Origin of the sequence: Mycolicibacter kumamotonensis, assembly GCF_002086285.1 — a bacterium.
Classification (GTDB): Bacteria; Actinomycetota; Actinomycetes; order Mycobacteriales; family Mycobacteriaceae; genus Mycobacterium; species Mycobacterium kumamotonense.
This window is the reverse complement of sequence record NZ_MVHU01000021.1, coordinates 1-14,999: the sequence shown is the minus strand read 5'-3', so window position 1 is coordinate 14,999 and position 14,999 is coordinate 1. Positions and strand designations below refer to the sequence as shown.

The following is a 14,999-nucleotide window of genomic DNA, read 5'->3' as shown; positions in this document are numbered from 1 at the left end:
TGCCAGCTCGGCGGCGACGTCCCCGACCGAGTGCTCTGCGCGTTGGGCCACGTCGTTGAGGAAGCGGGGCGCACGGCAGGGAACCGACGGTAGACTGAGGCGTCCGACTTATCGCTGTGTGAACCCCCAGGAAAGCAGGTTTCGGAAACCCCGTGACGCCCCGCGATACCCCCACTGCCGAATCAGCCCCTCAGGTTCGCAGCAGCGTCGACATTCCACCCGATCTGGTCGTGGGTCTGCTGGGCTCCGCCGATGAGAACCTGCGTGCGCTGGAACGCATGGTGGCCGCCGATCTGCATGTGCGCGGCAACGCGGTCACCATCTCCGGGTCACCGACCGACGTCGCCCTGGCCGAGCGGGTGATCTCCGAGCTGGTGGCCATCGCCGCGGGCGGTCAGTCCCTGACTCCGGAAACGGTGCGGCACAGTGTCGGCATGCTGGTGGGCACCGGCAGTGCTTCGCCGGCCGAGGTGCTGACCCTGGACATCCTGGCCCGGCGCGGCAAGACGATCCGGCCCAAGACGCTCAACCAGAAACGCTACGTCGACGCCATCGACGCCAACACCATCGTGTTCGGTATCGGCCCGGCCGGTACCGGAAAGACCTACCTGGCGATGGCCAAGGCGGTCAGCGCGCTGCAGAACAAGCAGGTGACGCGCATCATTTTGACCCGTCCGGCGGTGGAAGCCGGTGAGAGCCTTGGCTTTCTGCCCGGAACGCTGAGCGAGAAGATCGACCCGTATCTGCGCCCGCTCTACGACGCGCTCTACGACATGATGGATCCGGAGCTGATTCCCAAGCTGATGAACTCCGGGGTGATCGAGGTGGCGCCGCTGGCCTACATGCGGGGCCGCAGCCTCAATAGCGCGTTCATCATCCTCGACGAGGCGCAGAACACCACCGCCGAACAGATGAAGATGTTCCTGACCCGGTTGGGATTCGGCTCCAAAATGGTCGTCACCGGCGACGTCACCCAGATCGACCTGCCCGGCGGCGCGAAGTCGGGTCTGCGGGCGGCCGTGGACATCCTCGACGACATCGAGGACATCTGTGTTGCCGAGATGAGCAGCGTCGACGTCGTTCGGCACCGGCTGGTCTCCGACATCGTCGACGCCTATTCCCGCCACGAAGCCGAACGCAGCGGGCCGGGCCTGGCGATGAACCGGGCGGCCAGGCGCGCGTCGGGGGGCAGGTCGCGCCGGTGAGCATCGAGGTCTCCAACGAATCCGGCCTGGATGTCTCCGAGGTCGAGCTGGTCAGCGTCGCCAAGTTCGTGCTGGCCAGGATGGACGTCAACCCCGGCGCCGAGTTGTCGATGGTGCTGCTGGACACCGCGGCGATGGCCGATCTGCACATGCGCTGGATGGACCTGCCCGGCCCCACCGACGTGATGAGCTTTCCGATGGACGAGCTGGAGCCCGGCGGCCGCCCGGACGCTCCCGAGCCCGGGCCCTCGATGCTCGGCGACATCGCCTTGTGCCCGGAGTTCGCCGCCGAACAGGCCGCAGCGGCCGGGCATTCGCTCGGCCAGGAACTGGCACTGCTGACCGTGCACGGCGTGCTGCACCTGCTGGGCTACGACCACGCCGAGCCCGATGAGGAAAAAGAGATGTTCGCGCTGCAGCGCCGACTGCTCGAGGAATGGGTCGCCGACCAGGTGGAGAGCTACCGCGCCGAGACCCAGCAAGAAAGAGACCGCCGGCTGCTCGACAAGTCCAGGTACTTCGACGAACCGTGACCGGAACACCGCTGTTAGTCAGCGTGATCGCGCTGATCGGTCTGGGCGGACTGTTCGCGGCGATCGACGCCGCGGTGAGCACGGTATCACCCGCGCGGGTCGACGAACTGGTCCGCGCGAAACGTCCCGGCGCGGTCTGGCTGGCCAAGCTGATGGTCGAACGGCCCCGCTACATCAACCTGGTGGTGCTGCTGCGCATCACCTGCGAGATCACCGCCACCGCGCTGTTGGTGTACCTGTTGCACACCGTCCTCGGCCTGGACTGGGGATTGTTCGCCGCCGCGGCGGCCATGGTGGTGGTGAGCTTCGTGGTGATCGGCGTGGGTCCGCGCACGCTGGGCCGGCAGAACGCCTATTCGATCGCACTGGCCTCAGCCCTTCCGCTGCACGTGGTTTCGGTGCTGCTCACCCCGATCAGCAGCCTGCTGGTGGTGCTGGGTAACGCACTGACGCCGGGGCGGGGGTTTCGCAACGGCCCGTTCGCCTCGGAGGTCGAGTTGCGCGAGGTGGTCGACCTCGCACAGCAGCGCGGGGTGGTTGCCGCCGATGAACGCCGGATGATCCAGTCTGTCTTCGAACTCGCCGACACCCCGGCTCGCGAGGTGATGGTGCCGCGCACCGAGATGGTGTGGATCGAAAGCGACAAGTCCGCGGGTCAGGCGACATCGCTGGCGGTGCGCAGCGGCCACTCCCGTATCCCGGTGATCGGCGAGAACGTCGACGACATCCTCGGCGTCGTGTACCTCAAAGACCTTGTCCAACAAACCTATTACTCCACAAACGGCGGGCGGGACACCACCGTGGCGCAGGTGATGCGCCCGGCGGTGTTCATGCCCGATTCCAAGGCGCTCAACGCACTGCTGCACGATATGCAGCGCGGCCGGTACCACATGGCGTTGCTGGTCGACGAATACGGCGCGATCGCGGGACTGGTCACCATCGAGGACGTGCTGGAGGAGATCGTCGGCGAGATCGCCGACGAGTACGACCAGGGCGAAGTGGCACCGGTGGAAGAGTTGGGCAGCAACATGTTTCGGGTGTCGGCGCGGCTGCCTATCGAAGACGTCGGTGAACTCTACGGCGTGCAGTTCGACTCGGACCTCGACGTCGATACCGTCGGCGGCCTGCTGGCGCTGGAGCTGGGCCGGGTCCCGCTGCCCGGCGCCGAGGTAACCTCTCACGGACTGCGACTGCAGGCCGAGGGCAGCCGCGACAGCCGGGGGAGGGTGCGGATCAGCACCGTTCTGGTCAGTCCGGCGGGCCCGGCGCAGTCCGACGGCGAGGAGAGCACAGATGAGCGGTGAGGCACTGGCCGGTCCCGAGGGTGTCGCACGTGGGGCGAAGGGGAATCATGGCTGAGTTCCGGTCCGGCTTCGTGTGTTTCGTCGGCCGGCCCAACACCGGCAAATCCACCCTGACCAACGCACTGGTCGGCCAGAAGGTGGCGATCACCTCCAACCGGCCGCAGACCACCCGGCACACCATCCGCGGCATCGTGCACCGGAAGGACTTCCAGATCATCCTGGTCGACACCCCCGGCCTGCACCGCCCCCGCACCCTGCTGGGCAAGCGGCTCAACGACCTGGTCCGCGACACCTACGCCCAGGTCGACGTCATCGGCTTGTGCATCCCCGCCGACGAGGCGATCGGCCCCGGGGACCGCTGGATCGTCGAGCAGATCCGGGCGGTCGCACCCAAGACCACGCTGGTCGTCGTCGTCACCAAGATCGACAAGACCACCCGCGACAAGGTGGCCGCGCAGCTGCTCGCCGTCAGCGAGCTGGCCCCGGAGGCCGAGATCATCCCGGTTTCGGCCGTCACCGGGGAACAGGTCGACGTGCTGATCGACGTGCTGGCCGCGGCGTTGCCGGTCGGACCGGCCTTCTACCCCGACGGCGAGTTGACCGACGAGCCCGAAGAGACCCTGATGGCCGAGTTCATCCGGGAGGCCGCCCTGGAAGGGGTGCGCGACGAGCTGCCGCATTCGCTGGCGGTGGTGATCGAGGAGGTGGAGCGCCGCGACGGCCGCGAGGATCTCATCGACGTGCACGCCGTGCTCTACGTCGAACGCGACAGCCAGAAGGGGATCGTGATCGGCCGCGGCGGCTCCCGGCTGCGCGAGGTCGGCACCGCCGCGCGCACCCAGATCGAAAAACTCTTGGGTACCAAGGTTTTTCTCGACCTGCGGGTGAAGGTGGCCAAGAACTGGCAGCGCGACCCCAAGCAGCTGGGTCGGCTGGGCTTCTAAAAGGGGTCTGCACCTGCGCGGCAAAGCGGGATTGGGTACATTCCAGGGGTGCCGGAACCCAAGTCGTTGGTCGTCGCCTCTGTTGCCCTGATCATGTGCGCGCAAGCACTGACCGGCTGCGGCGGATCCCATAAGCCGCTCGATACCACCAAGCTGTTCAACGTCGAGTCGACGTTCGGCTCGGAGTTCAAGACCCAGACCAAGGGTCCCAACGATATCGACCCCAAGATTCTCGGGCCGCAGAAGATGCCGCCCGGCGTGACCTTCGACCCCTCGGACTGCGCCGACTACGCCGCCAGCAGCGGCCGCCCGCCCAAGGGCATCCGGGGCAAGATGTCGATGGTCTCGGTCGTCGGCAACGGCAACCAGTACGTCGCGATCGCCATGCAGGCCGACCAGGATCTGCCGTACGACGCCGCGACCGCCGAGAAGTGCAAGCACGTCTCGTTCCAGGCCGGCAAGCTCACCGGCTACCTCGACGAGACGGATGCCCCGCAGATCGACCACGCCCAGACAGCGGGTTCGCATTCGGAGATCGAGATCACCGGCAAGGACGGCCAGCAGCAGTCCCGGGAGTCCTACACCTTCACCGCCTACCTCGGTACCGCCCTGGTGCAGGTCACCGCCAGCCCGCAGCCGGTGCGCGGGCAGCCGCTGGCGATGGTCGACGCCGACCGGGCCCGTCAGATGCTGGTCGACGCGGTGTCGGCGCTGCGCAGTTAGCCGATGCCCACGGCGCCGGCGCGAGGTCTGCGGGCATCATGACCGCACGCGAACCGCGTGTGATCGTGATCGGCGCGGGCGTCGCCGGTATCACCACCGCCCACGTCCTGCGTGAGCGCGGTTTCACCGACGTCACCGTGCTGGAGAAGGGCTCCGACGTCGGCGGCGTCTGGTACTGGAATCACTACCCGGGGCTGCGCTGCGATGTGCCGTCGCAGATCTACCAGTTCGGGTTCGCACCGAAGCCCGACTGGCGAGACACCTGGGCGACCGGGGCGATGATCCAGCGCTACCACCGCGACGTCGTCGACCGGCTCGGGCTGGCGCCGCTGATCCGGCTCGACACCGAGGTGATCGCCGCGGAGTGGGACGAGCACCGGCATTGGACCCTCACCACCGCGGCCGGCCAGCGGTTGGTCGCCGATTTCGTGGTCTGCGCGACCGGCGTGCTGCACCACCCGTTCATCCCCGACATTCCCGGGCTGGCGGACTTCACCGGTCCGGTGGTGCACACCGCCCGGTGGGACGACGAGCTCGACACCGACGGAAAGCGGATCGCGGTGATCGGCACCGGGTCCACCGGCGTGCAGGTGGTGTCCGCGCTGCAACCGCGTGCCGCGTCGATCGGGCACTACGTGCGGTCGGCGCAGTGGATCCTGTGGGCGCCCATGTCGCTGCGGCAGCTCCCGGGCGCGGCGGCGGTGTTGACGCGGTTCCCCAAGCTGCACCGGGCGCTATACCGGTTGATGGCGCTCGGCGGCTCGGCCCTGCTGACCGACGTCACCACCCGCGAATCGTGGCGGCGCCGGGCGGTGCAGGGCTATGCTCGAGCCTGCCTGCGGATCCAAGTGCGGGACAAGGCATTACGGGCCAAACTTCAACCCGGCTACCAGCCGCTGTGTAAGCGTCAGGTGGTGTCGGGAAGCTACTACCGGGCGATCCGCGCCGGCAACGCCGAGCTGATAACCGACGGGATCGCCGAAGTCACCGCGCGCGGCATCCGGACCGCCGACGGCACCCACCGCGACACCGATGTCATCGTGCTGGCGACCGGTTTCCACGCCCACAACTACATGCGGCCCATGCGGGTGATCGGCCGGGACCGGATCAGCATCGACGACGCCTGGGCCAAGGGGCCGCGCGCCTACCGGATGACCGCGATCCCCGGATTCCCCAACCTGTTCACCGTGCTGGGACCGAATTCGCCCACCGGGTCGATCTCCTTGCAGTACACCTCGGAGGTGACCGCGCGTTACATCGCGCAGTGGCTGGAGAAGTTCCGGAACAACGAGCTGACCACCGTGGAAGTCACCGAACAGGCGACCACCCGGTTCAACGACGACGTGGCCACCGCGATGGGCCCGACGGTCTGGAACACCGGCTGTAACTCGTGGTATCTGACCGAGGGCGGCGCGGTTGATCTGTGGCCGTTCGACCGGGCGACGATGGACGCCATGCTGGGCAGTCCGGACCCGGCGGATTTCCACCTGAGCTGATTCGGTCCTCAGTCGCCGTGGGCCACCGGGCGCGACGGGTCCGAACTCCACTCCGACCACGACCCCGGGAACAGTGCGGCCGGGCGGCCGACGGCCGCCAGCGCCGCCACGATCACCGTGGCGCTGATCCCCGAACCGCAGTACGCGCCCACCGGCTCGTCGGCGCCGACACCGCGTTCCGAGAGCAGCCGGTCCAGGTCGTCGTCGGGCAGAAAGGTCCCGTCGGGCCTCAGCAAGGCGGTGAACGGCAGGTTCTTGGCGCCGGGGATGTGACCGGCGGCCGCGTCGATGGGCTCCTCGTCGGCGCGGAACCGCTCGGGGGCACGCGCGTCGAGCAGGGCCACCGCGCCGGAGCGGGCGCCGTGGCCGGCCTCGTCGGCGGTCAAGGTGGGCCGGATACCGTCGTAGAGGTCTTCGGGCAGCACGGTGAAGTTGCCCGGTTCAGGATCGACGTCGCCGGTCTGCAACTCCCCACCGGCCGCCGTCCAGGCCGACAGGCCGCCGTCGAGAATGCGGACATCCCGCAGGCCGGAGGTGGTCAGCAGCCACCACAAACGCCCGGACGCAGCCCGATTCCAGTCGTCATAGACCACCACCGGCTTGGTGCGCCGCACCCCCCAGCGGCGGGCGGCGGCCTCCAGATTGCGGCCGGTCGGCAGCGGGTGCCGGCCCCGGCCGGTGACGGAGTGGTCGGACAGCTCGTCTTCGAGCGAGACATACACCGCGCCCGGGATGTGGCCCTGCAGGTAGGCAGAATGCCCGTCGGGAACCTCCAGGCTCCACCGGACGTCGAGGACGGTCACCGGATCACCCGCGCGCAGCAGCTCAGTGAGCTCGTTGGCGCTGATCAGGACCTTATCGCGCAGGTCCACCGCGACGATCCGTCAGTAGTTGTTGCAGGAACCGGCGACCGAGGTGATGGTGCCGATGTACGGCTGTGCCTCGGGCATGTTCTGGATCATGGTGGCGTACTGCTGCCGCTTGGCAGGAGGCGAGTTCAAAAACATCTGCAACATGCCACTGGCGTTGCCGGACGCGTTGAACTCCGCGGCCGCTGCGGGGTTCTCCGCATTGAGGGCGGCCACCACCTGCGAGTAGCTGCAGGTGGTGTTGATGATCGGGCCGAGGTCCGGGCTCGCGGAAGCCAATCCGGCTCCGGCGGACAGCGACAAAGCCAGACTGCCGGCTGCGACAGTGATCCTGGTCAACGACAGAGAGGCCATTTCGAAGACGCCTTTCACCTGTTGGACTGTTACGTGATTTACGAAGTCCAAAACGACCGTGTCAGCTTAGCGGAGAGTCGAAAGCGTCGCAGAAGGCAAAGGTGACAGGCTTTTCGGTGCGTTACCGGCCGGTAGGGGCCTCGGTGCGCCACCACGGTGTGGGTTGCCGTGCCGCCCAGCCGCTGACCCCTTCCAGCTCCGCGGCCAGCGACACCAGCAGACCGTCGCTGTTGGCCGGCCCCATCAGTTGCACCCCGATCGGCAGTCCTTCGGAGGTGAACCCGGCCGGCACGTTGATCGACGGCCACCCCAGCAGGTTCCACGGCCAAGTCACCGGGCAGGCCGCGATCATGGCGCGGTCGGTCTCAAGAGCGTTCAGGTCGTCGAATGCGTGCACCAGCGGCGGGGGCTGGGCGGTGGTCGGCGCCAACACCACATCGACGATGTGGAAGATCGACCCCACCCGGCGCCGGTCTTTCGCCTCGTGGGCGCGGGCCTTGCGCAATATTGCCTGGGACAGCAGCCGCCCGGTGCGCATGTTGGCCAGTGTGCGGGGGTCGAGCGTGACGCCGCCGCCCAGGCTGTTCGCGGCGGCCAGCACACCCGCGGTGGAGCGGGACAGGAAGTTCCACGACAGCCGAACCCCGTAGTCGGGGTTGCCCGCGATCACGGTGTGCCCGAGTAACCGCAGCTGCTCGGCGACGTGCTCCACCGCGGCTCTGATCTCCGGGTGCAGCCGAGCACCGAACCCGGTGTAGGGGAAGCGGGTGGACATCGCGATCCGCAGGGGCCCGGGCGCGCTCCGCACATAGTCGGACACCGTGATCGGCGGCGGTTTGTGCAGATCGCCCTCGGCGTTGCCCGAGGCCGCGTCGAGCACCAGTGCCGCGTCCTCCACCGTGCGGGCCAGCACCCCGTTGACCGTGATGCCGTTGAACGCTTCGGGCAACGGCCAGGTGGAGATGCGGCCGCGCTGCGGTTTGATACCCACCAGGTGCGTCCATGCGGCGGGGATGCGCACGCTGCCGGCGCCGTCGGATCCGATCGCCGCGGCGACCAGGCCCGCAGCGACCGCGGCGGCGCTGCCCCCCGACGACCCGCCCGGAGTGTGCCGGCGAGACCAGGGATTGCGGGTGTGGCCGAACCCGGGACCGCTGGTGAACGGCCACTGGCCCAGCTCGCAGGTGTTGGTCTTGCCGACGATCACCGCACCGGCGGCTTTGAGCCGCCGCACCACCTCTGCGTCGCGGGCGGCGGGTTCGACGTAGCCGGACGTGCCGAACGAGGTCGGCACGCCCTCGACATCGGTGTCGTCCTTGACCGCGATCGGGACACCCAGCAGCGGGGCGCGGTGACCGGCCGCGCGGCGGCGGTCGGCTTCGGCGGCACTGCGCAGCGCCGAGTCGGTGAACACCACCCGGAAGGCGTTGAGCGTGGACTGGCTGGCGTCGATGGCGTGCAGGCAGCGGCGGACCAGGTCGACGGAGGTCACCTCGCCGCTGGCCAGCTGGTAGAGCTGTTCGGTGAGGGTGGGGAAGCGGGTGCCGGGAGCCGCGGGCGGGTGGGTCATCGGTGATGAGACTATCCGGCGTGCCACGCCGGTGACCGTCCTCGAAACGTCCTTGCGGTGATGCGAAACTGGTGCGATGCGGCTGTACCGGGACCGGGCGGTGGTGCTGCGCCAGCACAAGCTCGGCGAAGCCGACCGGATCGTCACTTTGCTCACCCGCGACCACGGGCTGGTCCGCGCGGTGGCCAAGGGAGTGCGCCGTACCCGCAGTAAGTTCGGCGCCCGGCTGGAGCCGTTCGCCCACATCGACGTACAGCTGCATCCCGGCCGCAACCTCGACATCGTCACCCAGGTGGTGTCGGTGGACGCGTTTGCCACCGACATCGTCAGCGACTATGGCCGCTACACCTGTGCCTGCGTGATGCTGGAGACCGCCGAGCGTCTCGCCGGCGCCGAGCGTGCCCCGGCGACGGCGTTGCACCGGCTCACAGTCGGGGCGTTGCGGGCGGTGGCCGACGGCAGTCGCCCCCGCGAATTGGTCTTGGATGCTTACCTGTTGCGCGCGATGTCGGTGGCCGGGTGGGCGCCGGCGCTGACCGAGTGCGCCCGATGCGCCACCCCCGGCCCGCATCGGGCGTTTCACATCGCCGCCGGCGGCAGCGTCTGCGCGCACTGCCGCCCGGCCGGCGCGACCACCCCGCCGTTGGGTGTGCTGGACCTGATGTCGGCGCTGCACGACGGGGACTGGGAGGCCGCACAGCTTTCGACACCGGCGCACCGCAGCCACGCCAGCGGATTGGTGGCAGCCCATCTGCAGTGGCACCTCGAACGCCGGCTGCGAACATTGCCGCTGGTGGAACGCGTTCAGCGGGCAGCGGGATATGGCGCTGAGGTGGATGACGAAACGGCGGCCACCGGCAGCGACGGCTGAGCCCTCACACCGAACCCACACCAAACTGGCAAATGTGTCCGTTTCCGCGGACTACCCGTCCGTCGGCGGTAGGCTGATGCGACTTCACGATCCACGGCTCAATCTGGAAGGCAGGCCGAATGATTCACGACACCGGGTGGGGGCGCTGGGCGCACAACACTGCGCCGCGATACGCCGTCGGCCTCGGAGCAGCGGCGGGAGCCCTGCTGGTCGCGGGAATGGTCCCGGCGGTCGGCCCGGTCGCGCGGGCGGACATCCAACCTGTCCCCGGTGTCGGGATCATGGCGCCGCTACCGGCTCATGCCCCGGGCGCCGACGGAGCCGACGGGGCCGACGGTGCTGACGGCGCCGGTGGCAAGGGCGGTCAAGGCGGCAAGGGCGGCAAGGGCGGTCAAGGTGGCAAGGGCGGCCAGGGTGGCAAGGGCGGCGACGGCGGCAGGGGTGGTGCCGGTGGTGCTGGCGGTGCCGGTGGAGCCGGCGGTGCCGGCGGTGCCGGTGGGCAACCCGGTGCCGGTGGTGCCGGCGGTGCCGGCGGTGCGCCAGGGGCGGGCGGGACGCCCGGGCAGCCTGGCCAGCCGGGGCAGCCCGGTCAGCCCGGGCACGCCCACTGACTTCGCACAACACAATCAACCGACGCGTCCGGCCCGCGGCTCCGAGGTGAGTCGCACCCGTCGGACCGGCCCGAACAATCCCCGCTAGAGTCTGACTCGATCGCGGGGGGTCAACGCAGCAAGGAGCCACAACGAAGTGACTGACAACCCACGCGCAGATGTCGTCTCCCGGCAGTACGAGCGGTGGACCTACCCGCCGCCCATCCATGACCTCCAGGCGTGGTCGGCAGGGAACTGGGAATGGTTCGACCCCAGCCATGCGCACCGGGTGCTGTGGCCGGACCGGGATTACCGACCCGACCTGGACATCTTGATCGCCGGTTGCGGGACCAACCAGGCGGCGGTCTTCGCCTACAACAACCCCAAGGCCCGGGTGGTGGCCGTCGACATCAGCCAGTCGTCGCTGGGGCATCAGCAGTACCTCAAGGACAAGCACGGGTTGTGGAACCTGGAGCTGCACCAGCTCCCGATCGAAGAGTTGTCCACGCTGGGCCAGGACTTCGACCTGGCAGTCTCCACCGGGGTGCTGCACCACATGGCCGACCCGAAGGCGGGCATGAAGGCGGTGGCGGACTGCCTGCGGCCCGACGGCGTCGCCGGCATCATGCTCTACGCGCGCTACGGCCGGATCGGCATCGAGATCCTCGAATCGGTCTTCCGGGACCTGGGCTTGGAGCAGAGCGACGATTCGATCCAGACGGTTCGTCAGGCGATCCGGATGCTGTCCCAGGACCACCCGGTCCAGCCGTACCTGAAGATCGCAGGTGACCTGGCGTCGGATTCGGGTCTGGTGGACACGTTCCTGCACGGCCGGGCCAAGAGCTACGACGTCGACGGCTGCATCGACCTGGCCACCTCGGCCGGACTGGACTTCCAGGGCTGGCTGCTCAAGGCGCCCTATTACGCCCATGATGTGGCCGCACCGGCGGGCGGTGGTTTCTACGAGAAGGTGAACGCGCTGCCGGAGGCCAAGATCTGGTCGGTGATGGAGCGCATCCACACCCTCAACGCGCGGCACTTCTTCATGGCGTGTCGCCCCGATCGGCCCAAGAGCAGTTATGTGGTCGACTTCTCGACGCCCGACAGCCTCGACTACGTGCCGCTGTTCCGCTTCAAGTGCGGCCTCAACGGCAAGGAGATCTTCCGGCCGGGCTGGCGCATGCCGCTCAACCCGGCTCAGCTGCCGTTCGTCCAGAGCATCGACGGCCGACGAAGCATCCGCGAGATCGCCGCGAACCTGGCGCAGGCCGGCGGTCCCACCCGGGCGAGCGCGGCGGACCTGGAGAAATTCGGGCGGAGGCTGTTCCAGTCGCTGTGGCGTCTGGACTTCGTCGCGATGGACCTCAGTGCCGATTCCTGATCGTCGCGCCAACGGGTAAGCGAATACGGCGAATACGGCGAATGCGCAGTCGCCGCCGGCGGCGCGGTGCCGGTCGGGCAGGATAGGGCTCATGGTGTTGAATCGCGCCACTCGGAGGGCCGGCTTCCCGCAACTGCCCGCGGCGCCCGACGACTATCCGGTCTTCCCGGACAAGTCCACCTGGCCAGTGGTCTTCCCCCAGCTGCCGGTTCCCCCGGGAGGGGGGCCGTGCCGTCCGCCGCAGCACACCTCCAAGGCGGTGGCCCCGCGGATCCCGGCCGAGGCGCTGCCCAACCACGTCGCGGTGGTGATGGACGGCAACGGCCGCTGGGCTACTCAGCGCGGTTTGGGCCGCACCGAGGGCCACAAGATGGGCGAGGCAGTGTTGATCGACATCACCTGCGGTGCAATCGAACTCGGTATCAAATGGCTGACCGTGTACGCCTTCTCCACGGAGAACTGGAAGCGCTCCGCCGAGGAGGTCCGGTTCCTGATGGGGTTCAACCGCGAGGTGGTGCGCCGCCGTCGGGAGAACCTCAACGCGATGGGGGTGCGGATGCGCTGGGTGGGTTCGCGGCCGAAGATGTGGCGCAGCGTCATCAAGGAATTCGAGATCGCCGAGGAGATGACCGTCGGCAATGACGTCATCACCATCAACTACTGCGTCAACTACGGGGGGCGCACCGAAATCGCCGAAGCCGCACAGGCTATCGCCGCCGAAGCGGTGGCGGGCAAGCTGAACCCCAACCGGATCACCGAGGCCACCGTCGCACGGCATCTGCACCGGCCCGACATGCCCGACGTCGACCTGTTGATCCGTACCTCCGGAGAACAGCGGTCCAGCAATTTCATGCTGTGGCAGGCGGCGTACGCGGAGTACATCTTTCAAGAGAAGCTATGGCCGGACTACGACCGCCGCGACCTGTGGGAGGCGTGCGAACAGTACGCCTCGCGTCAGCGCCGGTTCGGGACGGCGTGATGGCGGGGCTGGCCGACCGGCTCGCCACGGTGCTCGCCACGGTGTTGACCACCGACGTCGAGCCCGACGGTGCGTTGACCGTCCACCACGAGGACACGTTGGCCTCCCTACGGGTGGTGCCGATCACCGATGAGCTGGAACTGGTGTCGCTGACCCAGATCCTGGGCTGGGATCTGGCGCTGACCAAGAAACTTCGCGACCGGGCGGCCGAGCAGGCGCGGCTCAGCCAGCTGGGCACGGTCACCGTGGTCGAGAAGGGCGTCACCAAGACCGCAGATGTGTTGCTGCGCTACAACTTTCCAGGCTCGGGTCTGAGCGATGACGCGCTATGCACGCTGGTGCTGCTGGTGCTGGCCAAAGGGGTGGACATCCGCCAGGCCCTCACCTCCTGACCTGGGCCTCGTTGACGGCCCCCCTCGAGGGCATTAGCTTAACGTGAACTGAGTGTTCGCTGATGTGTCCCCAAAAGCGGGAGATTGGGGGAGACGTGATCGCCAAGCACCGCCGCGGCCCGGCTGTGGTCACCGCCGTCGGCACCCTGCTGGCATTCGGCGCGGCCCCGGCAGCCGCCCCGCCGGCCCGGGCGGACCTCGCCGATACCGACTGGCTACTCGACGTGCTGGCCCCCGAGCCCGCCGCGGCGGCCGCCTTTGACCCCGTCGATCTGAGTCTGCTGTTCGACCAGTGGATCTACACCCCGCTCCACGCCGGGGTGGCGGAGTGGCTCGACAGCGGCGCCGGCCAGAACATCGCCGACGCCGTCAACCTGATGCTCGGCAGCTTTGCCATCGGCAACGGTGCGGATGGCAGCGCCGATCACCTCGACGGGTTCGCCGGTGGCTGGCTGCTCGGTGACGGCGGTGCCGGATTCGACGGCGGCAACGGCGGCGACGCGGGGATGTTCGGCAACGGCGGGGCGGGGGGCGCCGGAAGCTACGGCGTGACCGGTGGAGACGGCGGCGACGGCGGCTGGTTGCTGGGCCGGGGCGGCGACGGCGGCGACGGCGGCGCCGGGATCGCCGGTGCGGACGGCGCTGGGGGGATCGATTCCGCTGGCGGCGACGGTACCGACGGCGGTGACGGCGGGGCCGGCGGCAACGGTGGCGCGGGCGGGCTGCTGTTCGGGATCGGCGGCCGGGGCGGTTCCGGCGGCGCAGCCGGGGCCGGGGGCAACGGTGGCGACGGCGCCGACGGCGTCGAGGGCCACATCGACGGATGGGCGGGCGGCGCCGGTGGCGATGCCGGTGTCGCCGGCGCCGGGGGACGTGGCGGTAGCGCCGGTTGGTGGGGGGCAACCGGATCGGCCGGGGCGACCGGGGACGCCGTCACCGCTACCAGCGGCAACGGCGGCGCCGGAGGCAACGGCATGGACGCCCTCCGCGACGGTGCGGCCGGGGGTGACGGGGGGGCCGGCGGCGCCGGTGGCGACCACGGCGACGGCGGCGCCGGCGGTAACGGCGGCAGCGGTGCCGACGGCGCGCGCGGATCCGATGCCGAACCCACCGTGACTGACGGCGCAGACGGTGCCGCGGGACAGGCCGGCCAGACCGGTGGCATCGGCGGGAACGGTGGTGCCGGCGGGGCCGGGGGCGCGATCGCCGGCAACGGTGGCGCCGGAGGACACGGCGGTGATGGCGGCCGTGGTGGCGCCGGTGGTGTCGGCGCGGACGGCGGTGACGGTGTGTTCGGCGGCAATGGCGGCCACGCCGGGCTGGGCGGTGCCGGCGGTGACGGCGGTGCCGGCGGCCGGGGCGGTGACGGCGGTGCGGCCGCACACGGGCTGGCCGGTACCAACGGCGATGGCGGAAACGGCGGCGCCGGTGGGGATTCCGGCGCCGGAGGCAGCGGCGGTGACGGTGCCGCCGGTACCGCCGCACACATCGCCGGAGGCAACGGCGGAAACGGCGCCGATCCCGGCGCGACCGGAGCGGGCGGTGCCGCGGGCGCGGCGGGGACCGGCGGTCTCGCCGGAAGCGGTCGGGCCGGCGCGGTCGGAGCCGACGGGCTGATGGCCACCGGCGGCGGAAACGGCGGCGTGGGCGGACACGGCTACGACTACTCGGCAGCGGACTCGGGGGCCCGGTTCGCCGCGCTGGCGGCGACCACCGGCGGTGCCGCGACCGGGGGCGCCGGTGGCCTCGGCGGCAACGCCGCCGCGCTCAACGGGTCGGGTGGGGCCG

15 protein-coding genes are annotated in these 14,999 nt (G+C 69.5%); 11 read left to right on the top strand and 4 right to left on the bottom strand.

Going from position 1 to position 14,999, the window contains the following annotated elements; translation table 11 throughout:
• Nucleotides 1-152 precede the first annotated feature (152 nt).
• From BST28_RS14390 to BST28_RS14365, 6 genes are read left to right on the top strand one after another with little or no spacing between them, the layout of a single operon-like run.
• Complete coding sequence (locus BST28_RS14390; protein WP_019738506.1) at nucleotides 153-1,205, top strand: PhoH family protein; 1,053 nt, start codon at nucleotides 153-155, stop codon at nucleotides 1,203-1,205.
• Nucleotides 1,202-1,738, top strand: a complete 537-nt coding sequence (gene ybeY / locus BST28_RS14385; RefSeq protein WP_019738505.1) for an rRNA maturation RNase YbeY — start codon at nucleotides 1,202-1,204, stop codon at nucleotides 1,736-1,738. Before BST28_RS14390 ends, ybeY begins: the two co-directional genes overlap by 4 nt.
• Complete coding sequence (locus BST28_RS14380; protein WP_019738504.1) at nucleotides 1,735-3,042, top strand: hemolysin family protein; 1,308 nt, start codon at nucleotides 1,735-1,737, stop codon at nucleotides 3,040-3,042. Before ybeY ends, BST28_RS14380 begins: the two co-directional genes overlap by 4 nt.
• Nucleotides 3,043-3,089: 47 nt before the next feature.
• Nucleotides 3,090-3,986 (top strand): GTPase Era, encoded by an 897-nt coding sequence (era, locus tag BST28_RS14375; protein ID WP_065288318.1) that lies wholly within the window; start codon nucleotides 3,090-3,092, stop codon nucleotides 3,984-3,986.
• Nucleotides 3,987-4,034: 48 nt separating this feature from the next.
• Nucleotides 4,035-4,709, top strand: a complete 675-nt coding sequence (locus BST28_RS14370) for a DUF5642 family protein (RefSeq protein ID WP_019738663.1) — start codon at nucleotides 4,035-4,037, stop codon at nucleotides 4,707-4,709.
• 38 nt (nucleotides 4,710-4,747) lie between these two features.
• Nucleotides 4,748-6,205: a flavin-containing monooxygenase gene (locus BST28_RS14365; RefSeq protein ID WP_019738662.1), complete on the top strand. Its 1,458-nt coding sequence runs from the start codon at nucleotides 4,748-4,750 to the stop codon at nucleotides 6,203-6,205.
• An 8-nt stretch (nucleotides 6,206-6,213) separates the two neighbouring features.
• On the opposite strand, the gene BST28_RS14360 is transcribed toward BST28_RS14365, so the two are convergent.
• The 3 genes from BST28_RS14360 to BST28_RS14350 all read right to left on the bottom strand — a co-directional run bounded on the left by BST28_RS14360 (nucleotide 6,214) and on the right by BST28_RS14350 (nucleotide 8,998).
• The gene (locus BST28_RS14360; protein ID WP_019738661.1) at nucleotides 6,214-7,077 is read right to left on the bottom strand and encodes a sulfurtransferase; all 864 of its coding nucleotides are present in this window, start codon (nucleotides 7,075-7,077) and stop codon (nucleotides 6,214-6,216) included.
• Nucleotides 7,078-7,089: 12 nt separating this feature from the next.
• Nucleotides 7,090-7,428, bottom strand: a complete 339-nt coding sequence (locus BST28_RS14355) for a hemophore-related protein (RefSeq protein ID WP_019738660.1) — start codon at nucleotides 7,426-7,428, stop codon at nucleotides 7,090-7,092.
• A 121-nt stretch (nucleotides 7,429-7,549) separates the two neighbouring features.
• Entirely contained in the window at nucleotides 7,550-8,998 is a 1,449-nt protein-coding gene (locus BST28_RS14350) for an amidase (RefSeq protein ID WP_019738659.1), read from the bottom strand.
• Nucleotides 8,999-9,074: 76 nt separating this feature from the next.
• Between BST28_RS14350 and recO the strand changes: the two genes are divergently transcribed.
• Nucleotides 9,075-9,869, top strand: a complete 795-nt coding sequence (recO, locus tag BST28_RS14345; protein ID WP_019738658.1) for a DNA repair protein RecO — start codon at nucleotides 9,075-9,077, stop codon at nucleotides 9,867-9,869.
• 290 nt (nucleotides 9,870-10,159) lie between these two features.
• Here recO and BST28_RS25115 read toward each other — a convergent pair whose 3' ends face one another.
• Nucleotides 10,160-10,471: a hypothetical protein gene (locus tag BST28_RS25115; protein WP_205634605.1), complete on the bottom strand. Its 312-nt coding sequence runs from the start codon at nucleotides 10,469-10,471 to the stop codon at nucleotides 10,160-10,162.
• A 145-nt stretch (nucleotides 10,472-10,616) separates the two neighbouring features.
• On the opposite strand from BST28_RS25115, the gene BST28_RS14335 reads away from it, so the two are divergent.
• From BST28_RS14335 to BST28_RS24105, 4 genes are all read left to right on the top strand, one after another.
• On the top strand, nucleotides 10,617-11,840 hold the full coding sequence (locus tag BST28_RS14335) for a class I SAM-dependent methyltransferase (protein ID WP_083081579.1): 1,224 nt from the start codon (nucleotides 10,617-10,619) through the stop codon (nucleotides 11,838-11,840).
• 91 nt (nucleotides 11,841-11,931) lie between these two features.
• On the top strand, nucleotides 11,932-12,819 hold the full coding sequence (locus BST28_RS14330; RefSeq protein ID WP_019737412.1) for a decaprenyl diphosphate synthase: 888 nt from the start codon (nucleotides 11,932-11,934) through the stop codon (nucleotides 12,817-12,819).
• Nucleotides 12,819-13,211 carry a hypothetical protein gene (locus BST28_RS14325; protein WP_019737413.1) on the top strand — a complete coding sequence of 131 codons (393 nt, stop codon included), beginning with the start codon at nucleotides 12,819-12,821 and terminating at the stop codon, nucleotides 13,209-13,211. Before BST28_RS14330 ends, BST28_RS14325 begins: the two co-directional genes overlap by 1 nt.
• 95 nt (nucleotides 13,212-13,306) lie before the next feature.
• A partial coding sequence (locus tag BST28_RS24105; protein WP_337339091.1) for a PGRS repeat-containing protein occupies nucleotides 13,307-14,999 on the top strand: 1,693 nt, incomplete at its 3' end.